Source organism: Yinghuangia sp. YIM S10712, assembly GCF_051388935.1.
Lineage (GTDB): Bacteria > Actinomycetota > Actinomycetes > Streptomycetales > Streptomycetaceae > Yinghuangia.
The window spans coordinates 20,408-40,360 of the sequence record NZ_JBPKBI010000001.1; the positions used below are offsets into that span (position 1 = coordinate 20,408).

19 protein-coding genes and 1 pseudogene are annotated in these 19,953 nt (G+C 69.5%); 8 read left to right on the forward strand and 12 right to left on the reverse strand.

Going from position 1 to position 19,953, the window contains the following annotated elements:
* Positions 1–49: 49 nt before the first annotated feature.
* The 7 genes from ACRX5W_RS00135 to ACRX5W_RS00165 form a co-directional block, all read right to left on the reverse strand.
* Complete coding sequence (locus ACRX5W_RS00135) at positions 50–1,954, reverse strand: FtsK/SpoIIIE domain-containing protein (protein WP_436785788.1); 1,905 nt, start codon at positions 1,952–1,954, stop codon at positions 50–52.
* Positions 1,951–3,261, reverse strand: a complete 1,311-nt coding sequence (locus ACRX5W_RS00140; protein WP_436785789.1) for a hypothetical protein — start codon at positions 3,259–3,261, stop codon at positions 1,951–1,953. Before ACRX5W_RS00140 ends, ACRX5W_RS00135 begins: the two co-directional genes overlap by 4 nt.
* Complete coding sequence (locus ACRX5W_RS00145; protein WP_436785790.1) at positions 3,258–3,476, reverse strand: hypothetical protein; 219 nt, start codon at positions 3,474–3,476, stop codon at positions 3,258–3,260. Before ACRX5W_RS00145 ends, ACRX5W_RS00140 begins: the two co-directional genes overlap by 4 nt.
* Positions 3,473–3,901, reverse strand: coding sequence for a hypothetical protein (locus tag ACRX5W_RS00150; RefSeq protein ID WP_436785791.1), 429 nt, complete (start codon positions 3,899–3,901; stop codon positions 3,473–3,475). Before ACRX5W_RS00150 ends, ACRX5W_RS00145 begins: the two co-directional genes overlap by 4 nt.
* Positions 3,902–4,034: 133 nt before the next feature.
* On the reverse strand, positions 4,035–4,373 hold the full coding sequence (locus tag ACRX5W_RS00155; RefSeq protein WP_436785792.1) for a hypothetical protein: 339 nt from the start codon (positions 4,371–4,373) through the stop codon (positions 4,035–4,037).
* The gene (locus ACRX5W_RS00160) at positions 4,370–4,735 is read right to left on the reverse strand and encodes a hypothetical protein (protein ID WP_436785793.1); all 366 of its coding nucleotides are present in this window, start codon (positions 4,733–4,735) and stop codon (positions 4,370–4,372) included. The genes ACRX5W_RS00155 and ACRX5W_RS00160 overlap by 4 nt, the downstream gene beginning before the upstream one ends.
* 453 nt (positions 4,736–5,188) lie before the next feature.
* Positions 5,189–5,944, reverse strand: a complete 756-nt coding sequence (locus ACRX5W_RS00165) for a DUF5324 family protein (RefSeq protein WP_436785794.1) — start codon at positions 5,942–5,944, stop codon at positions 5,189–5,191.
* Between the two features lie 236 nt (positions 5,945–6,180).
* Between ACRX5W_RS00165 and ACRX5W_RS00170 the strand changes: the two genes are divergently transcribed.
* Both ACRX5W_RS00170 and ACRX5W_RS00175 read left to right on the forward strand, forming a co-directional pair.
* Positions 6,181–6,717, forward strand: a complete 537-nt coding sequence (locus ACRX5W_RS00170; protein ID WP_436785795.1) for a peptidylprolyl isomerase — start codon at positions 6,181–6,183, stop codon at positions 6,715–6,717.
* Between the two features lie 16 nt (positions 6,718–6,733).
* Positions 6,734–7,630: a rhomboid family intramembrane serine protease gene (locus tag ACRX5W_RS00175; protein ID WP_436785796.1), complete on the forward strand. Its 897-nt coding sequence runs from the start codon at positions 6,734–6,736 to the stop codon at positions 7,628–7,630.
* 200 nt (positions 7,631–7,830) lie between these two features.
* Here ACRX5W_RS00175 and crgA read toward each other — a convergent pair whose 3' ends face one another.
* Positions 7,831–8,082 (reverse strand): cell division protein CrgA, encoded by a 252-nt coding sequence (gene crgA / locus ACRX5W_RS00180; protein WP_436785797.1) that lies wholly within the window; start codon positions 8,080–8,082, stop codon positions 7,831–7,833.
* Between the two features lie 171 nt (positions 8,083–8,253).
* On the opposite strand from crgA, the gene ACRX5W_RS00185 reads away from it, so the two are divergent.
* From ACRX5W_RS00185 to ACRX5W_RS00210, 6 genes are all read left to right on the forward strand, one after another.
* Positions 8,254–9,033 (forward strand): DUF881 domain-containing protein, encoded by a 780-nt coding sequence (locus tag ACRX5W_RS00185; RefSeq protein WP_436785798.1) that lies wholly within the window; start codon positions 8,254–8,256, stop codon positions 9,031–9,033.
* Between the two features lie 72 nt (positions 9,034–9,105).
* Complete coding sequence (locus ACRX5W_RS00190; protein ID WP_436785799.1) at positions 9,106–9,849, forward strand: class E sortase; 744 nt, start codon at positions 9,106–9,108, stop codon at positions 9,847–9,849.
* Entirely contained in the window at positions 9,849–10,049 is a 201-nt protein-coding gene (locus tag ACRX5W_RS00195; protein WP_436785800.1) for a hypothetical protein, read from the forward strand. The genes ACRX5W_RS00190 and ACRX5W_RS00195 overlap by 1 nt, the downstream gene beginning before the upstream one ends.
* Positions 10,046–10,684, forward strand: coding sequence for an aminodeoxychorismate/anthranilate synthase component II (locus ACRX5W_RS00200; RefSeq protein WP_436785801.1), 639 nt, complete (start codon positions 10,046–10,048; stop codon positions 10,682–10,684). The genes ACRX5W_RS00195 and ACRX5W_RS00200 overlap by 4 nt, the downstream gene beginning before the upstream one ends.
* Positions 10,685–10,797: 113 nt before the next feature.
* A complete protein-coding gene (locus ACRX5W_RS00205) occupies positions 10,798–11,919 on the forward strand; it encodes a class E sortase (RefSeq protein ID WP_436785802.1) in 1,122 nt (373 codons plus the stop codon).
* Between the two features lie 93 nt (positions 11,920–12,012).
* Positions 12,013–12,813: a class E sortase gene (locus ACRX5W_RS00210; RefSeq protein WP_436785803.1), complete on the forward strand. Its 801-nt coding sequence runs from the start codon at positions 12,013–12,015 to the stop codon at positions 12,811–12,813.
* 90 nt (positions 12,814–12,903) lie between these two features.
* On the opposite strand, the gene pknB is transcribed toward ACRX5W_RS00210, so the two are convergent.
* From pknB to ACRX5W_RS00230, 4 genes and pseudogenes are all read right to left on the reverse strand, one after another.
* The gene (gene pknB / locus ACRX5W_RS00215) at positions 12,904–14,781 is read right to left on the reverse strand and encodes a Stk1 family PASTA domain-containing Ser/Thr kinase (RefSeq protein ID WP_436785804.1); all 1,878 of its coding nucleotides are present in this window, start codon (positions 14,779–14,781) and stop codon (positions 12,904–12,906) included.
* Positions 14,782–14,910: 129 nt separating this feature from the next.
* Positions 14,911–16,416 carry a penicillin-binding transpeptidase domain-containing protein gene (locus ACRX5W_RS00220; protein ID WP_436785805.1) on the reverse strand — a complete coding sequence of 502 codons (1,506 nt, stop codon included), beginning with the start codon at positions 16,414–16,416 and terminating at the stop codon, positions 14,911–14,913.
* A gap of 496 nt (positions 16,417–16,912) precedes the next feature.
* A pseudogene (locus ACRX5W_RS00225) lies at positions 16,913–18,262 on the reverse strand (FtsW/RodA/SpoVE family cell cycle protein); the annotation flags it as partial.
* Complete coding sequence (locus tag ACRX5W_RS00230; RefSeq protein WP_436785806.1) at positions 18,259–19,950, reverse strand: protein phosphatase 2C domain-containing protein; 1,692 nt, start codon at positions 19,948–19,950, stop codon at positions 18,259–18,261. The gene ACRX5W_RS00230 and the pseudogene ACRX5W_RS00225, both read right to left, overlap by 4 nt.
* Positions 19,951–19,953: the final 3 nt, after the last annotated feature.

Consider the following 19,953-nt stretch of genomic DNA (forward strand, 5'->3'; position numbering starts at 1 on the left):
GATCCTTACGGGTTCGCCGTAAGTCCTTGCGCCCCTCCTGCACCGGTTCCTACAGGGCGTCGAGGGCCGATTCGACGTGCTCGCGCTCGTATCCGCGCTTCGCCGCGCCGTCGATCCACAACGTGCCCGGGGCCACTCCGAACGGCCGGAGCAGGTCGGCGAGATGCTCGGCATCCTCGGCCTGGTCGAGCTTGTCGACGAGTTCGGCGGACATGATCCGGCGCCGTTCCCCGAAGATGTCGAGGACGGACCGCAGGAGTACGGCGCGCGGGTCGGTGTCGAGGGTGGGCAGCGTGCCTGCTTCCTTGCGAAGGGCCGTGGCGCGGCGCGCGATACCGGACACCTGCGCGTCGGTCAGAAAGTGCCCGCGCACCATGACCGGCTCCGAACCTTCGGCCAAGAGCACACCGACACCGCGCTGTTCCGGTGAGATCACCGCCGCCGAGAAGCCGCGGCCCGACCAGCCGGCGCCCAACACGGTGTCGCTCGCCTGCGGTGTCGTGCACCGCAACGCGAGACGCACCGACAGCAGATCACGCAGCGACGTCGGGACGACGTCTGCGGACGGCCGCTGCGTCGCGACGCTCGTCACGATGCCCGCGGCCCGGCCGCGCGCGACCAGGTCCCGCAGCGACTCCGCGACGGCCTTGTTGCCCGCGACGTAGAACGCCAACTCGTCGGCGTGGAAGACGACCATCGGCATCCCTTCGCCGTCGGCCACTTCCCGGGTCAGCTTGCGTTCCTTCAGCTTGCGCAGGAGCGCGTACCTGCGTTCCATCTCGCCGAGCAAGTCCCGGATCATCTCCAGATACACGTCCGGGTCCGCGTCCGGATCGGACCGCACGGCGAGCGGTTCCCAATCGAGGAGGTCCGCGCTGCCTTTGCCGTTGGCAAGCCACAGTTCGGCGTGCGGATCCAGCGCAGCGGCGGCAAGGAGGTTGTTCGCGGCGACGGACTTCCCGCCGCCGGGTTCCCCGCCGATGAGGACGGACCGCTCGACGAGGGAGAACGCGACCGGCTGTTGCCGCGCGTCCGTGCCGACCGGCACCGGCATCGTCCACAGGCTGAACGGCCCGGTGTGCGACAGGAGCGGGTGCGCCGGCGCCGTGCCCTGGTACGGGTCGGTGTCGAACACGATCAGGGTCAGCCTTCCGGCGTGCCCGGGAAGCGGGTCCGTGACCACCTGAACGGTGTCGACGCCGAATGCGGACGCGATCTCTGCACGGCGCCGTACCGCCTTGCTCGCCGGGATGCCCGCGGGAAGCTCGACCACGCACGTCCACCCGCCGCCGTCCCGCGCGACCGGCCCGACGACCCGCACGGCGCCCAGCTTCGACGCCGCGAAAGCCTCGCGTACGGCTTTGCTGCCCATCCGCCCGGTGAGCAGCGCGGGCCCGCCGTCCTTGGGTCGCCTGCGCCACCACTCGGCCGCCGCCGCGGTGCCGAAGACGGCGGTGCCGACGATGTACGGGGTGGGTGTCCACAGGAACGCACCGATCGTTGTGGACAGCGCTGCGGGCCCGCCGGTCCACGCGAGGGTGAGACGTCGCCTGCGCCGGATCTTCTCGACCATCTCCGGCTTCGTTCCGATGTGCGCGCCGTAGTCGTCGGCGCGGACCCACCGCCACAGGTGACCGGTCGCCCGCGCGGTACCCAACGTGCCGTAGAGGAGGGTGCGGCCGGTGGTCCGGGCGACCACCCGCACGACCACTTTGGGTGCCACCTTCCGGCCGCGTACGAGGTGGTGTACGCGCCGCGCGGCGCGCCCCGAGGTGGTCCCCCTGCCGGTAACCACGGTGGCCGGCGAGGTGGTCGGCACGGCACCCGCGCGCGTCGGTTTCGGGCCGTCCAACTTCGCCAGCTTGATCAGCTCGTCGACGTCGAGGCCCGGCCGCTTCACCGCCGGGAACGCGTCCGGCTCTTCCCACAAGCCGCGCGTGATGATCTCCGTCATCGGGCACCCCCGACGACCTCACGGCGCAGCGCAGCGGCACGCCGGCGGGACAGGCCCAGCTCGTTCTGCAGCGTCTCGACCGTCACCGGCCGGCGGGTGTCCCGCACGGCCTCCCGGTTCAGCCTGCCTGCGGCTTTCCGCAGGTCGGCGTCGGACAGCTCGGCTACTGCGTCATTTCCCGGGGCCGGTGAACCAGTAGGTGACTCTGCGTCGACGAAGAGCGTCGGTTCGACTACTCGATTAGCACGGAAAGCGGCAACTTTGCCGGTCTCAAGGGTGCGCACATTGTGCGTACCCTCCGGTGCAGGGGTACGGACTGGCCCGTACCCTTCGTCATCCGTGGTCGCCCGGACCAAAGTTGCGTCTGCGTCCGTGACGGTACCCGCGTGCGCCTGGTCGTCGAGGGTCCACGCTGCCGTGTCCCCTTGGTGGCCTGCCTGGTCGTCGAGGTGGTCGTCCCGAACCGGTTCGGCTACCACCGGGGCGACCACCTTCCCGGGATCGCAGGAGGTTCCCGGCTGGTCGTCTGCGTGGTCGTCGAGGTGGCCGTGTGACCGGTCGCCGGACGGCCGCGACGTGACCACCGGGGCTACCACCTCGGTTGCCACTCCGCTGGTCGCCTGCCGGTCGCCGAGGTGGTCGTGTCGGTGGTCATCCGAGGGCGTGGTCGACTGCCACCCGGCTACCACCGGGGCGACCGCCCGGGTTCCATAGGGTGCGGCGATTTCCTGGGGTTGCGTGTGGTCGGCCAACGGTCCGGGCCGGTGGTCATCCCACGTGCCGGTAACAATGTCCCCAGCAGCCCACGGCGCGCGCCACGGCTCATCCCACGACGACACCGCATCCTCGACGGCGACCATTTCCGCGGCGCCGCGAAGATGGTCACCCGCCGCCGCAGCGACCCCGAGGTGAGTAGTCCTACTCACCTGGTCGTCGTCGACGACGCTCTCGAGGTAGGGGTGTCCGCCATCGTGGACGCCCTCTCGGTCAAGCAGGCTGTGAGTCCGCCACAGCACCAGCGGAGCCAGCGACGCCACGGCGACGACCACGCCGACCGGAGGGCCTTCCGCTGGCAACAGGTGCGCCGTGGCGTTCGAGCCGACCATGAGCAGCACCGCGGGCAGGACTTCACGCCGCGCCCGGATCGCCGCCACGGCGTACGCGTCCAGGCAGACCGGGCCGGCCGCGGACACCCACCGGCCGAACCCGCACCCGACGAACAGCGCGTACTCACCCGCCGCCGTGAGGACGACGGCCGCCAGCAACGCAAGCCACGCCAGAGCGCGCGACATCTTGTCGTTCTTCACGGCCGCGCCTCCGGGTGCGCGGACGCGACGGCGTCGACGAGCCCGGCGAGCATCGCCGTCAACTGGCCGTGCCCGTACACGTAGTCGATCTCCGACATGCCGGACTGCTTGCGGACCTCGGTCTCGTCGAGGAGGTTCCGGCACAGGCGGGTCAGGCTCACGAGGTACCGCACCGCGTAGTCGTCGCGGTCGGGACCGTTGTTCGTGGTGCTCATCGGGTGCACCCCTCGATCGCGTCGAGGAGCGCGCCGAGGGTGCCGCGCAGGGCCGCGCGCTGGGCCAGCAGTTCGGCCCACGACGCGGTACCGACGTCGGACTGCGTCACCTTCTCGTACGCCTGCCGCGCCACGGCGACATGAGCCGCGAGCATCTGTTCCGGCGTCGGCCCGGTGGGCTGCATCGTGTCGTCGGGGCGCGGGCCGTCCAGCTCGTACACGTGCGACCGGCAGTCGGGGCCGCGCAGCGTGATGTCGAGGCGGACGTCGACGCCGCGGACGTTGACGGTGAGGGCGTGGTGGTAGACGGCGTTCGCGCCGCTGGTGTCGGCGCCCTTGAGTTCGCGGCGGACAACGCGCGCCGCGGCGTCGAGGGTGTCGAGACCCACCACGCGCAGGGGATCAGGTTGTACGTTGCTGGGCACGGTCGTGCCTCCCTTGTAGCTGAAGGGATGTTCGGTCCAGGCCCCGGCCGGTGGTTGCACACCGGTTGGGGCCGCTTGCTGTCCGGAGCCCCGGGCACGAATGCGCCCGGGGCTCCCGAGGTGGTGCCGTTGGTTACCGGCGTGCCCCGTCGACGACGGTCACGGCCATGCCCCGCAGGTGGTCCGCGACGGCGTCGAGGTGGTCGCCGAGGATGCGCGCGGCTGCCTGAGCGGCGACGTCCGCGGCGTCCGGCCCGGCGTGGTCGAGGATGTCGGCGATCATGTCGACCATGGCCACGGCGAGCGTGGCGGGTTCGTCGTCGCCGTTGAGGACGAGCCGCACCAGCTTGGTCGGGGCGTGGGTGTACGCGAGAACGAACACGCCGGAGTCAAGCGCGCCGGACATGAGTTCGGCCTTTGCGTGCCAGTCGCCGTTGACGACGTGCGCGGTGTCGAGGGTCGTGGCGGTCATCGGGCACCCGCCTCGGTCTTGCGGACGGCGAGGGCGGAGACGCCGTCGTACTGGGCGCTGCGGTACTGGCCGGGTTCGGCCCGGTGCCAGCGGGTGACGAGCGCGTAGACGACGTCCTCGACGTCCTTGGGGTCGAGGTTGTCGGCGACGACGATGGCGGTTTCGGTGTCGGCTTCGTCCCACAAGAACGCGTGCGCGCGCTGCGGCATGTCCGCGGCCGGGCAGGCGAACACCTGGATGCCGTCGAGGGCGACGTACTCGCCGATCGGGGGCGTGAACCGGTCGGTGACCGACAGGCTTTCGGCCGAGATGCGAGTGAGTGCGGGTATGCCGGCGTTACGCGGCCTTACCGTGGTGGTCATGGTTGGACTCCCTGGATAAGAGGGTTCCGGCCTAAGGCCCTGGTCGGTGGTCGCACACCGGCCGGGGCTGTTCCGCTTCTGCGGAATGGCTTGGTTCTATGTAACACCATGTGGTGCTAAGTAGCAACGCACTTGGGCAGAGACGTGCGTACGGATCCCGTACACATGAGGAACCTAGAGCCGCCTATACCGAGAGATACGAGAAGTGACCTTTTCCCAGGTCAGAGCGTACGAAAGGGCGTTACCCCAGGTCGGGGCAACGCCCAAAACGCCTTTGCAAGGCAGATGTCTGGGGTTCGAGTCCCCATGGCTCCACGTATCGCACAAGGCGAAGTACGAGCGCGACGAGCGCGAGTGCTTCGCCTTTCGCATGTGCGGCGGTCCTGGCACGAGTCCAGGCATACGTGAGGGTGGCCCGGTCCTCGTGGGGCCGGGCCACCCTCACGGGGTATGTCACGACTCGTCGTGGCGGTGCCTGCCCTGTTTGCCCCGGCCTTGGCGGCCCGTCGCCGGGTGCATGTCGCCGGTGTCGCCTTCTGCGGCGTAGCCCGGGTCGGTGACCGTCATGTCGACGTTCGGGTTGCTGCGGTAGGCGTCCGGGCCGGTGGCCGAAGGCGGCACCGCGGTGCTTTCGTCGGCCCTCCACTCCGGCTGCGACGCCTTGCGCTGCCACCACATCCAGCCCACGGTCGCGCCGATCGCCAGACCGGTGAGCAGAACCATCATCGAGTTGCGCTTGCGGTTCCGCTTCCTGGCGACGAGCTTGGCCATCTCGGCGGCGGTGACGTCGCCGCGCAGCGCCATGGCGGCGGCCTCGGCGCGGGAGCGGGCCTCGTGGAGCACCGGCTCGCCGGCTTCGCGCGCGGCTGTCGCGGCCATGTTCACACGCGGCACCACATCGTCCTGCATTCGGTGCCTCGCGGCGTCCATCGCCTGCTGCGCGCGGGGGCCGACCGCGGGGGCGACGGTGTCGCGGCCGAACGCCTCCATCCTGTACCGCGCGTTTCCGAGCGCGGGCACGAGGCGTTCGCGCGCGGTGGCGCGGGCCCGCCGCCGTGCGGTCGCCATGCCGTACTCCAGTCGCGGCGCGGCCCAATCGCGGGCGTCGGCGGCGTAATGCACCGCCGCGTTCCGTGCCTGCGCGGCGCGTGGCACGACCAGGACCATGGTCCGGTCGCGAGCGTCGCGTGCCTGATCCCAGCGGGTCACGACTGCCTCCTCCTCGGCGGGTACATCCGCTACGTGTTCCCGAGGTGGGAAGGATCATGCCTGGATTGTCATCTCATATCCCGTTGGTCGGGTGTGGCGGGAGTGTGAGTGCGGCTTCGGGACGGGTCGCGCGGATCTTCCCCGCCCGTGCACGGCGGAGGCGCCGACGTGCGAGGATTTCCGGGAACCGCCGGTTTCCGCGGCGGGCCGTCGCGACCTCACGGAAGGTTTCCCTCGTGGCCGAACAGCTCTACGCCACCATCAAGACCAACCACGGGGACATCACTGTCCGGCTGCTGCCGAACCACGCGCCGAAGACGGTCAAAAGTTTCGTGGGGCTGGCGGACGGTTCGCGCGAGTGGACGGATCCGCGGACGGGGCAGCCGGGGGTCGGGCCGCTGTACAACGGTGTGGTCTTCCACCGCGTCATCGGCAATTTCATGATCCAGGGCGGCGACCCGACGGGCACCGGCACCGGGGGGCCGGGCTATGAGTTCGACGACGAGATCCACCCGGACCTCCAGTTCGACAAGCCTTATCTCCTGGCGATGGCCAATGCCGGGAAGCGCATGGGCCGCGGCACGAACGGTTCTCAGTTCTTCATCACGGTCCGGCCGACTCCGCATCTGAACCGCAAGCACACGATCTTCGGCGAGGTCGCCGACGACGCCGGGAAGAAGGTCGTCGATGCGATCGCCGCGGTGCCGACCGACGACGAGAACCGGCCGGTCGAGGACGTCGTGATCGCCGAGATCATCGTCGAGAGGCGCTGACACCGCGTTGAATCCCATGGACGGCACCGGCGCGACCGACCGCGGCCAGGAGCCGCGCGCGCCGGTTTGCTACCGGCACCCGGACCGCGAGACGCACATCAAGTGCGTGCGGTGCGAGCGACCGGTGTGCTCGGACTGCATGGTGAGCGCATCGGTGGGCTTCCAGTGCCCGGACTGTGTGCGGGAAGGCGTCCGTACGGTCCGCGAGGCGCGGACGGTGGCCGGCGGGCGGGTTCGCCCGGCCGCCACCGGGGGCGGCTTCGCGGGTGGCGCGGTGGTCACCAAGACGCTGATCGGCCTCAATGTGGTCGTGTGGCTGCTGGTGCTGGCCGTGGGCGACACCGTGGTGGACCGCCTGATGCTGATCGGGCACGCGCTCGTGCGCGGCGAGCCGGCCGGTGTCGTCGAGGGCGAGTGGTATCGCCTGTTCACCGCCGCGTTCCTGCACCAGGAGGCGTGGCACATCGTCTTCAACATGTTCGGGCTGTGGATGCTCGGCCCGCCGCTCGAAGCCGCGTTGGGACGTACGAGGTTCCTCGCGCTGTATCTGGTGTCGGGGTTCGGCGGGTGCGCCACGTCGTATCTGCTGGCTGCGGAGAACGCCGGCTCGCTCGGGGCCTCGGGGGCGGTCTTCGGGCTGTTCGGCGCCTCGATCGTGGTGGGGCACCGGCTCAACGCCGACCTGCGCCCGCTGATCGCGCTGCTGGTGATCAACCTGGTGATCACGTTCCTCAACGTGGACCGCATCGACTGGCGGGCCCATGTGGGCGGTCTGGTGGTGGGGGCCATCACGGCGGCGTGCCTGGTGCACGCTCCGCGCGTCCACAGACTGGTGATTCAGGTGACGGCGTTGGCGGTCATCGTGGTGATCCTCGTGGGGATCGTCTTGTTTCGGACAGCGCAGCTCGCGTGATCGGCTACACTGGGGGAGTTGTCGATGACCCAGTGTGACGATCTGTTCGTCCGGAGCACTTCGGAAGCCGCTCGTGCGGTCATTCGCTCCAAGTTATCCACAGGTCCTGTCTGGTTATCCCCATCGTGGATAACCCTGTGGATAACTCTGTGGACACAGCGGTGCCGACTGGGCTCCCGCTTGCTCTCGGCTGTCTCCGCTTACTTCCACTGCGTCGAGACGCCGAAGCCCGCAGCGATGAAGCCGAAGCCGACGACGATGTTCCAGTTGCCCATCGACTCGACCGGGAAGTCCCCGTTGGTCACGTAGTAGACGACGATCCACAGCAGGCCGACCAGGAACAACCCCAGCATGAGCGGGGCGATCCAGCGCCGGGTGTCCAGCTTTATGGCCGTCTTCTTCTCCGGCGGCGGCGTAAAGTCGGACTTCTTGCGAATCCGGGACTTCGGCACGAGAGTCTCTCCTGTCGATGCTGCCCTGGGCCTTCCGGCTTCCGGGGCGCCGCGCGTACCGATATGCGGTGCCCCTGCCGTCGGCGGGGAGTCTGGGACGCGACACGACCTGCGGCGTGTCGGTTAGCGTAGTCGCTGTCAGGTCCGGATGGAGGGTACGACAACGTGCGTATGCCCGGTGTGAGGCTGCCTGGTTCCCGCGCGGACGGTGCCGACCGGTCCGGAACCGGTCGGCGTGCGATCGTACCCCGGGCTTTGTCCCTCCTGGTGTTCGGCCTTGCCGGGCTGCTGTGCTGGATCAGCGCGAACACCTCGCACGGCACCAACCTGCGCAACGACAGCCAGGCGCTCGAATACCGCGACTGGGTCCGCCAACAGGGCGAGCACAACGTTGAGATCGAGCGCGAGGTGACCGAACTCCGCGAAGACGTCGACGAACTGACGCGGTCTCAGGTCAACGACCCGGCGGCGCAGGCCCGCGTCGACGCGCTCGTCGAGCCTGCGGGACTCGCTCCGCTCAGCGGTCCCGGGGTGACGGTGACGCTGACCGACGCTCCCTCGGACGCCACCCCGCGCGGCGACGCACCGCCGCCGACGCCCGACGACCTCGTGGTGCACCAACAGGACATCCAGGGCGTGGTCAACGCCCTGTGGGCAGGCGGCGCGCAGGGCGTCCGGATCATGGACCAGCGGCTCGTCGCGACCAGTGCGGTGCGCTGCGTCGGCAACACGCTCATCCTGCACGGACGCGTCTACTCGCCTCCGTACGTCATCTCCGCGGTCGGTGACGCCGACGCGTTGCGGCGGGCGCTGGACAGCAGCGAGGCCGTGTACACCTACCGCACCTACGTCGAGGCGTACGGTCTCGGCTACAAGGCCGAGGACCACCGACAGGTGGATCTGCCGGGGTACACCGGGTCCCTGGACCTCAGGTATGCGAAAGTCTCCTGAGTCACCGCGCGCGTCCCGGGCACGGGCCGCCGCGCCGGTCGACGGACACCGACAAGAGAGGAACGGGAGACCGTGCGAACCGCGCTTCGCGGGCTGGGTGAGGTGTTCATCACACTCGGCTTCGTCATCCTGCTCTTTGTTGTGTACCAGCTCTACTGGACCGGGGTGTTGGCCCGCGAGGCGCGCGCGGACGAGTTGGACAAGCTCAACGAGCGGATGAAGCAGAATCTCGCCGCCGCCCCGCCGGCCGCGGTGCCCGCAGCGAACCCGGGAAGCCCGCCCGCCGCTCCGGAACCGCCCCCGCTGCCGGAGTACAAGAAGGGCGAAAGCTTCGCGGTCATTTACATCCCGCGCTTCGGCGACGACTGGAAGTGGACCGTGCTGGCCGGCACCGACACGGACACGTTGAAGAAGGGCCTCGGCTGGTACGAGGGGGCCGCGCAGGCGGGCCAGGACGGCAACTTCGCGCTCGCGGGGCACCGCAAGACGTACGGCGACCCGATGATCGACTTCCCCAAGCTGCGCGTGGGGGACAAGGTGGTCGTCAACGACACGGTGAACTGGTACGTCTACTCGCTGGACAAGCCGCTCGTCAACGGCACGTCGAACAAGGCGGTCCACAAGACTCTGCCGGAGGACACCGGCGTGCTGGCGACGGTTCCGGTCAAGGCCTACGACCGGCCCGGGAAGTACCTCACGCTCACCACCTGCGATCCGGAATGGGGAAGTTCCCACCGGCTGATCGCGTGGGGGCACCTCGAATCGGTCCAGCCGTTGTCCGCCGGTGAGCCCGAGGCGTTGAAGGGAGACTCCTGATGTACGCCTGGATCTGGCGTCATCTGCCGGGCAACGTGTGGGTGCGCATCGCCATTTCGCTCGTTCTGATCATGGCGATCATCTACGCGCTGTTCAACTGGATCTTTCCGTGGGCGGAGCCCATGCTGCCGTTCGGCGATGTGACCGTGGACTCGGGCAATGTCCAAGATGTCCAGCCGTCCGAAGGGTTGCCGGGATGACCGCGCGCATTCTTGTCGTCGACAACTACGACAGCTTTGTCTTCAACCTCGTCCAGTACCTGTACCAGTTGGGTGCGACGTGCGAGGTCCGGCGCAATGACGCCGTGACCGTCGACGAGGCGCTCGGCTACGACGGCGTGCTGCTCTCCCCGGGCCCTGGCACGCCGGAGGAAGCGGGCGTGTGCGTCGATATGGTCAGGCACGGCGCCGGGCGCGTTCCGGTGTTCGGCGTCTGCCTGGGGATGCAGTCCATCGCCGTGGCGTACGGCGCTACGGTGGCCCGGGCGCCGGAACTGCTGCACGGCAAGACAAGTTTGGTCGAGCACGAGGGCTCGGGCGTCTTCTCCGGGCTGCCGTCGCCGTTCACCGCGACGCGCTATCACTCGCTCGCGGTGGGCCCGGACACGGTGCCGGCGGAATTGGAGGTGACCGGATGGACCGAGAGCGGCGTGATCATGGGTCTGCGCCATCGCGATCTTCCGGTCGAAGGCGTGCAGTTCCACCCGGAGTCGGTGCTGACCCAGGACGGTCACCGGATGCTGGCGAACTGGCTGACGGTGTGCGGGGATCCGGACGCCGTCGGGCGCGCGGGGGGCCTGGCGCCGGTGGTGGGCCGCTCGGGAATGGCGACATAGCGCGCGGCGTCGACGAGACGCCGGGAAGCGGTGCCGGGACCGGCCGCCGACGCCGGGCCGCGGGACGGCACTCGGGGGACCCCGAGTCGTCGGTCGGTCCTGCCGCGCCGGCCGTGTCCGATGGGGCGGAGACCGTCCTGCTGCCGTCGGTGCGGACAGCCGTCGAGCCGTACGCGGCGCCGCTCCCCGCCGAGCCGGGGCCCGTGTCGTACGCGTCGTCGCCGCCACCCGTCGGTCCTCCCCTCGCCCCGCCGCCCGAGCTCGATCCGGATTTCCGCGACCGCACCGCGGAACTCACCGTGGTCACCCCACCCCGGCCCGCGCGGTCGGCCGCCGGAGCGTCGGGACCCGCCGGAGCGTCGGGACCCGCCGGAGGTCGCGCGGCCCGTCGCCGCGCGCTCCAGGAGGAGCAGCGCACCGGGCGCCGCCGCGCGGCGGGACCGGGGTCCGGCTCCGGAACGCGCGCCGCGGTGGCCGAACTTCCGGCGGGTGCGGGCCGCGCGGCGCGGCGCAAAGCCGCACGGCCGTCGACGCGCTCGCGCGTCCTCACCGGCGTGGCGACCGGCATAGGCGAACTCGCCATGACCCTGGGCCTGGTCATGGTGCTCTTCGTGGTCTACACGAAGTGGTGGACCAACGTCATCGGCGACCGCAACGCAGCCCGCAAGGCCAACCAGTTGCAGGAGCAGTGGGACGCGGCGCAGAGCGGCGAGGCACCGCTGCCGACCCGCGACCCCCGCGAACCGGACGGGTTCGCCCCCGGCAAGGGATTCGCGCTGCTGTACATCCCCAAGCTCAACGTCAAGGTGCCCGTCGCGCAGGGCACCGACAAGGAGAAGGTCCTCGACAGGGGGCTGACCGGGCACTACACGGAGCCGAAGACCGCGATGCCGTGGGACGCGCAGGGCAACTTTGCGGTCGCCGGGCACCGCAACACCCACGGTGAGCCGTTCCGGTACATCAACAAGCTCGACGCCGGCGACACGATCGTGGTCGAGACCGCGACGACGTACTACACGTACACGGTCAAGGCGCAACTGCCCGAGACGTCGCCGCGGAACATCGGGGTGATCAACCCGATTCCGAAGGACGGCCCCTTCAAGAAGGCCGGCCGGTACATCACGCTGACCACGTGCACGCCGGACGGCTCCTCGCAGTACCGGCTCATCGTGTGGGGCGAGATGAGTGAGGAGCGTCCCCGCACGGAGGGCAAGCCCGACGCTTTGCTGACCTAGAGGTAACGGCTCGTCAATCACCAGGCGTAGAACGGCGGTTGGTCGTGCTTTGGGGCCTGACCCCGGAGCTTGTCTGTGCAAAGCTTTCGCCCCATGGGCGTCGTGCGCAAACTGATCCGGGGCACTGCCGAGATCGTCTTCACCCTCGGCCTCGTCGGACTGCTGCTCTGCGTCCACCAACTGTGGTGGACCAACATCGAGTCCCGGGCCGCGGCGGAGTCCCGCGTGGACGACCTCCGCGACAGCTGGGCGGACGCCCCGGACGACGACGCCGCCCCGACGGTCGCGGATCCGAACACCGCTTCCCCCGACGCGGCGGGTGGCAACCGGCCGCCGTATCTGGACGGCAGCGAGGGGCCGGACGACGTCGGGGGCGACGGAGAGCGGGACGGCACGACCACCGAGGGCGGTACGCAGCGCGGCAAGTCGATCGCGATCGTCTACATCCCCCGGCTCGGGAAGAACTTCCAGAAGCCGATCGTCGAGGGGACCAGCCTCAAGTCCCTCGCCAGTGGTGTGGGCCACTACACGTACGCGCCGTACACGGGCCCCGGCCAGGTCGGCAACTTCGGGCTCGCGGGTCACCGCAACGGCCACGGCGAGCCGTTCCGCAACCTCGACAGGCTGCGGGTCGGCGACCACGTGGTCGTCGAGACCCGGGACACCTGGTACACCTACCAGGTCGTGAAGGGCCCCTACATCACCAAGCCGAGCCACGGCGAGGTGCTGAGCACGGCGCCGCCGCAATTGGGGCTTCCGCCGGGCGAGAAGCTCATCACGCTGACGACGTGCGACCCGGAGTTCACGTCGAAGAACCGCATGGTCTATTGGGGCGTGCTCACCGCCGAGGATCCCAAGCGTCCGGGCTTCAAGCCCGCCGCGTTGGCGCGGTAGCGGGCGGGCGCGGACGAAGGAGGGCTCGTACCGGATCCGGTCCGTTACGAGCCCTCCGCCGTGCCTTCGGCATGCTCCTGGACAACGTCCCTACTGCTGGGGGAAGTCCGGGAACCGGAACGTGGGGTCGCCGCCCTGGCCCGGCTTGTTGTCGTCGGTGTTCTGCGGCGTGGTCGGCGGGGTGGTGCCGGGCTGGCCGTTCGTCGGCGGGACGGTCGTCGGCGGAGTCGTGGGCGCGGTCGGGGACGGCGGCGGAGACGCGCCCTTCGAGACAGTGAGGGTGACGGTGTTGCCCTCGGTGACCGTGTCGCCCTTCTTGACGCTCTGGGCGATGACCGTGCCGGTCGGCTTGTCGCTGAACTCCTGGTCCACGTCGACGTTGACGTTCAGGTCTTCCAGCGTCTTCTCCGCCGACGAGTAGGTCTTGCCGACCAGATCGGGCATCTCGTGCGACGGCTTGCCGCTGTTGATCTTGAGGAGGACCTCGCTGCCGAGCGGTGCCTGGGCGTTCGCCGCCGGCTCGCTGGAGCAGACGGTCTCCTTGTTGCACTTGTAGTCTGTCTTGCGGTCGATCTTCGCGACGAAGCCGGCCCGCTCAACGGCCGCCTTGGCGGCCTCCTCGGTCATGCCGACCGTCGAGGGCACCGTGGCAAGCTCGGGGCCGCTGGAGAGGACCACCGTGACGACAGAGCCTTTCTCGACCTTCGTCTCCGCCGCCGGGTTCTGGGTGCAGACCTTGCCCTGCGGTTGGTCCTTGCACGGCTTCGCCGGATCGATGCGCAGTTCCAGGTCCACCGCGTCCGCCTGCTGCCGGGCTTCCGCCTCGGTCTTGCCGACCAGACTCGGGACCATCTTCTCGTCGCCCGCGCCTCCGCCGCCCAGCAGCGTCTTGCCCACGAAAAACGCCGCGACCAGGACCGCGACGCAGGCGATCGCGAGCAGGGCCCACGCCCAGCCGCGCTGCTTGGGCGGGTCGTCGTCGTAGTCGTCGTCCGGGCCGAGGTCGTACTGCTGCTGATGCGCGTTGGGGGGTGCGGAGTACGCGGCATGGGTCGCCGTGCCCGGCGTCGCCGGGAGATACTGGGTGGCCGCTTCCATCGGCGCCATCACCGCCGGGGCCGCCACCGGCGCGCCGTGCAGCGCGCGCTCCAGGTCGGCCCGCATCTCGTCGGCGCTCTGGTAGCGGTTGTCGGGGTTCTTCGCGAGCGACTTCAGCACGATCGCGTCGATGGTCGGCGAGACCTCGGGATCGAACGTACTCGGCGGCAGCGGGTCCTCGCGCACATGCTGGTACGCCACCGCGACCGGCGAATCGCCGACGAACGGCGGGCGCTCGGTGAGGAGTTCGTACAGCAGGCAGCCGGTGGAGTAGAGGTCCGAGCGGGCGTCGACGGTCTCGCCGCGGGCCTGCTCGGGAGAAAGGTACTGGGCGGTGCCGATCACCGCGGCCGTCTGCGTCATCGTCATGCCGTTGTCGGACATGGCGCGCGCGATGCCGAAGTCCATCACCTTGACGGTGCCCTGGCGCGTCAGCATGACGTTCGCGGGCTTGATGTCGCGGTGGATGATGCCGTTGCGGTGCGAGTACTCCAGTGCCTGGAGCACGCCGGCGGTCATTTCCATCGCGCGTTCGGGCAGCAGGCGGCGGCCGGAGTGCAGCAGTTCACGCAGCGTGGAACCGTCGACGTACTCCATCACGATGTACGGGATGGAGATCCCGTTGATGTAGTCCTCGCCCGTGTCGTATACCGCGACGATCGCCGGGTGGTTCAACGAGGCGGCGGACTGGGCCTCGCGCCGGAACCGTGCCTGGAACGAGGGGTCGCGGGCAAGGTCGGCACGGAGCGTCTTCACCGCGACGGCACGACCCAGACGGATGTCGCGGCCGAGGTAGACCTCGGCCATGCCGCCGCGGCCCAGGACCGCTCCGAGCTCGTACCGGTCGCCGAGGCGACGCGGCTCTTCCATAGCTTCCAGCCTTCCTTTTACCGGTCCTCGGCCCTTAATCTCCTCGGACACGGTACCGGGGTCGAGGCGCGCGCGTTTGTCACAGACTGATCAAGTCGATCAAGTCCGCCCGCCCCGATGTGTCCGGTCTCACTTGCCAAGCACCGCCTTCATGATTCCGACGGCGGTCGGCGAGGCGGCGGCGCAGCCGCTGATGTCGTCGCGCTCGACGTCGGCACCCGGGTCCTCCACCACCACGGCGACGGCGACCTTCTTGCCGTCGACTTCGGCGAAGGAGACGAACCAGGCATACGGCGGGCTGGAGTTGTTCAGACCGCGCTGGGCGGTGCCGGTCTTGCCCCCGACCTTGACGCCGTTGATCTTGGCGCTCGGGCAGCTTCCCTCCTGGACCACGCCGACCATCATGTCCTGGAGCTGCTTGGCGACCTCGGGGCTGACCGCCTCCCCGATCTGCTTCTCCTGGAAGCTCTCGATCGTGTCGAGGCTCTGCGAGCGCAGGGCGTTCACCAGCGACGGCTGCATCACCTTGCCGTTGTTGGCGATCGCCGCGACGACCATGGCCATCTGGAGCGGCGTGGCCTGGACACTCTGCTGTCCGATGGCCGCGCGCATCGTCTGGGCGTCGTCCTCGTTGGTCGGGTAGACGCTCGCCGTGACCCGTGTGGGGACGTCGAGGTTGTTCTTGGTGTCGGCGCCGTCCTTGGTGAAGTCGTACTTTCCGAAGTCGTTGAACCCGAACTTCTCCGCCTGCGCCTTTATGGCCTCGTCGCCGAGGTCGGTGGCGACGCCCGCGAAGACGGTGTTGCAGGAGATCTCCAGGGCCCTCTCCAGGGTCGCGCCCCTACAATTCGCCGCCCCGGGGTGGTCGGTCAGCGACTGCGCCGAGTTCTCGTACCGCATCGGCGATTCGAAGTTCGTCGCCGCGTCGGGCTTGTACTTGCCGCTGGAGAGCGCGGCGGCGGCGGTGATGAGCTTGAACGTCGACCCGGGCGCGTAGGTGTAGCGGATCGCCCGGTTGTCCATCGGCTTGGCCGGGTCCTCGTTGAACGACTTCCAGGCTGCGTCCCGTTCGGCGGTGTCGTTCACCGCGAGCGCGCTGGGGTCGTACGACGGCGTCGAGACCATCGTGAGGATCTTGCCGGTGGCCGGGTCGATGGCGACTGCGGCGCCGGTCTTGCCGTTGAGGCCCTTGAACGCGGCCTCTTGGGCCGCGGCGTTGATGGTCAGCTCGACGTTGCCGCCACGGCGGTCCTTGCCGGTGATGACGTCGATCACGCGGCGCACGAAGAGCCGGTCGTCCTCGCCGCTGAGGATGTCGTCCTCGATGTTCTCCAGCAGGTTGCTGCCGTAAGTTTGCGACTTGAAGCCGGTGACGGGCGCGTACATCGGGCCGTTCACGTACGTGCGCTGGTACGTGTATTCCTTGCTGTCGGTCTTCTCCGACCCGGTGATGGGCTTGTTGTCGACCAGGAAGTCACCGCGCGGGTGCGAGTACTCCTCGAACACCGCGCGCTGGTTCTGCGGGTGGTCGGCGTACTCGTCGGCCTTGACGACCTGGATCCAGTTGGAGCGCAGCATGAGAGCGGCGACCAGTATCAGGCAGAAGACGGACACCTTGCGCAGTGGCTTGTTCACTCGCGATCCCAATTCCTCACTGGCTGTGTCCCCTTGGTCCCATCGGATCCACGCTCGGCGGTGGCGGCGGTGGAGTCGCCGGTGGTGGGGGCGCCACCNCACCTTGCGCAGTGGCTTGTTCACTCGCGATCCCAATTCCTCACTGGCTGTGTCCCCTTGGTCCCATCGGATCCACGCTCGGCGGTGGCGGCGGTGGAGTCGCCGGTGGTGGCGGCGCCACCGCCGCCACTCCGCCCGGCACCGTCAACGCGTCGGGGGGCGACGCAGGTTCCGCCCGGTCAGCCGACCCTGCCGGCGAACGGTCCGAAGAAGCTTGGGCGTTCGGCGGCCGGCTCGACGAACTCCCGCTGCCGGAAAGGTCGCCGAGCTGTGAACCCTGCACCGGCGTCGGCTCGGCCAGCTCCTCCTGGTCCGCCAGGTCGAGCGGCGTCTCGGTGAAGTCGTTGCGCCGGCGGCGCCCGCCGCGGCTGTTCTGCGTCGCCGAGACCTCGCCCGCGGCCACCGTCGGTGCGGGACGCCGGGCGGTGTGGCTGATCACGATGAGTATGGCGACCAGGATCCAGTTGGTGATGACCGACGAACCGCCCTGTGCGAGGAAGGGCATCGTCATACCGGTCAGCGGGATCAGGCCGGTCACGCCGCCCGCGACGACGAAGACCTGGAGCGCCATGACCACCGCGAGGCCCGCCGCGAGCAGCTTGCCGAACGGGTCGCGCGCGGCGAGGGCGGTGCGCAGGCCGCGCTCGATGAGCAGCGCGTACACCATGAACATCGCCATCATCCCGGCGAGTCCGAGCTCTTCGCCGACGGTGGTGAGGATGAAGTCGCTTCGTGCGGCGAAGCCGATCTCGTTCGGGAAGCCCTGGTTCAGCCCGGTGCCCAGCAGCCCGCCGTCGCCGTAGCCGAACAACGCCTGGGCGAGCTGGTCGGATGTGCCCTTGGGGTTCTCCGGGTCGTAGATGGCCAGCGGGTCGAGCCAGGAGTCCACGCGGCTCTTGACGTGCGGCTCCAGCGAACCCACCACGGCAGCACCGGCGCCCGCCATCAGGACGCCGAAGAGCAGCCAGCTCACCCGCTCCGTCGCGATGTAGAGCATGATCACGAAGACGCCGAAGAACAGCAGCGACGTGCCCAGGTCGCGTTCGAAGACCAGGATCATCAGGCTCAGCAGCCAGACCACGAGGATCGGGCCCATGTCGCGGCCGCGCGGCAGGTACATGCCCATGACCTTGCGGCTGGCCAGCGCGAGCGCGTCGCGCTTGACCATCAGGTAGCCCGCGAAGAACACCGTGAGCACGATCTTGGTGAACTCGCCGGGCTGGATCGAGAACGGCCCGAGGCGGATCCAGATCTTCGCGCCGTAGGTGTCCCCCGGGAACGGGATCGGCGACACCAGCAGCACGAGTGCCGCCAGCATGGCGATGTACGTGTAGCGCTGGAGGATGCGGTGGTCGCGCAGGAAGACCACGACGCCGACGAACAACGCGACGCCGACGGCGGTGTAGAGCAACTGCGTCGGCGCGGCCTTGCGGCTCAGGTCCAGGTCGAGACGGTAGATGAGGACGAGCCCCATGCCGTTCAGGAACGTCGCGAGCGGCAGCAGCAGCGGGTCGGCGTACGGTGTGAACTTGCGGACCACCAGGTGCCCGATGCCCGCCATCAGCCCGAGCCCGAGCCCGTACGAGACGAGCCCCGCCGGCAGGGAACCGTCCCCCGCCAGGCCGACGTTCGCGTACGCGAGCACCGGCACGAGCACCGCGAACCCGAGCATCATCAGCTCGGTGTTGCGACGGTTCGGAGCCGACTGCGGGGTGATCGTCGTGTTGCTCACGGCGTTCCCCCTCAACTGGGATCGATCGGCTGGACGTCGCACTTGATGATCAGCTCCTGGTCGGGACCCAGGTCGATCGTCGGCGTCGAGGGCGCTGAGGCGGGCGGCGCCTGCGTCGTGGCGTTCGGGTCGGGGGCCGCCGGGAGGCCGGACGCGCCGGCCGTCGGGTTCGTCCCGCGCTGTGCGGGACCGGCTGTCGAGCTGGTCGTGGCGTCGCTCGTCGGGTCGGCCGAGGGCGTGGTCCGGGTCGGAACCGGGGCCCGCGGTGTCGCCCGCGAGACGCTGTCCGTGTCGGCACGGCCCGCAGCTGTCGTGGACGGTGTGGCAGTGCGCATCGGGGCCGCCTGCACCGTCGGGGCCGTGCTCACGTTCGTGCCCTCCGGGTTGCCGGTGCCCGGGGACGGCGAGGTCTGCGGCTGGCCCGGGGCGGGAGTCTGCGGTACCTGGGCAGAGACGGCCTTGGACTGCTCCTGGTTCCAGGAGATGACCCGGCGGCAGACCTCGGACTGGTGTTGCAGTTTCTCGACGTAGCTGCGCGCGTCGGAAAGACTCGACGCGTCGTAACGCTCCGTCAGGCTGTCGCGGTACTCGGCGCCGATCAGGCCCATGGTGACGGCGTCGTAATGCTTGTAGGGCTTCGACAGCGAGATGCCGAAGATCTCCGTGTCGATGCCGCGGTAGATCGCCACGTGGTCGCCGTCCCGCGCGACGTAGTACTGCGTCTGCGTCCACCAGTAGGCGCCGCCGAGTGCGGCGAGTACCACGACCGCGGGTCCCCAGATCGGCAGCGTGCGCCGCCAGGCGGGCTTCGGGCGCCGGCGGCTGGGCGGGCCGGCCTCCGGCACCAGCGCCTCGTTCTCGTACTCCCCCGCGGTGAGTTCGTGGGCGCGGGACGCCGGCGTGTTCGGCAGCGTCGCGGTGTCGCCGGCCCGGTCGTCGGCGACCGCGCCGACCACCATGGGGATGTCGGACGGGGTCTGGTCGACGTCGACTATGTCCGCGACGATGCACGTGATGTTGTCGGGACCGCCGCCGCGCAGGGCGAGCTGGATCAGTTCCTGGACGGCGTCGCGCGGGTCCACCAGGGACAGCAGGGTGTCCTGCATCGTCTCGCGGCTGACCACGCCCGACAGGCCGTCGCTGCACACCAGGTAGCGGTCGCCGGCCCGTGCCTCGCGCACCGCCAGATCGGGTTCCACTTGGCCGCGTCCGTCCAGCGCGCGCATCAGGAGCGAGCGCTGCGGATGGTGGCCGGCCTCTTCCTCGGTGATGCGGCCTTCGTCGACGAGCCGCTGCACCCACGTGTGGTCCTGGGTGATCTGTTCGAGGATGCCGTCCCGCAACAGGTACGCACGCGAGTCGCCGACGTGGACGAGACCGAGCCCGGTGCCCGCCCACAACAGCGCCGTCAGCGTCGTCCCCATGCCCTCCAGGCCGGGGTCGTCCTCGATCATCACGCGCAGGCGGTCGTTGGCACGGTCCACCGCGTGCCGCAGCGCCTCGCGCAGGTCGGCGCCGGGAAGATCCTCGTCGAGCTCCACGATCGTGGACAGGACCTCGGAGCTGGCCACTTCGCCCGCGGCAGCGCCACCCATGCCGTCGGCAACCGCGAGCAATCGGGGTCCGGCGTAGCCGGAGTCCTCGTTGCCCTCGCGGATCATGCCTTTGTGTGATCCGGCGGCGAAGCGGAGAGAGAGGCTCATTCA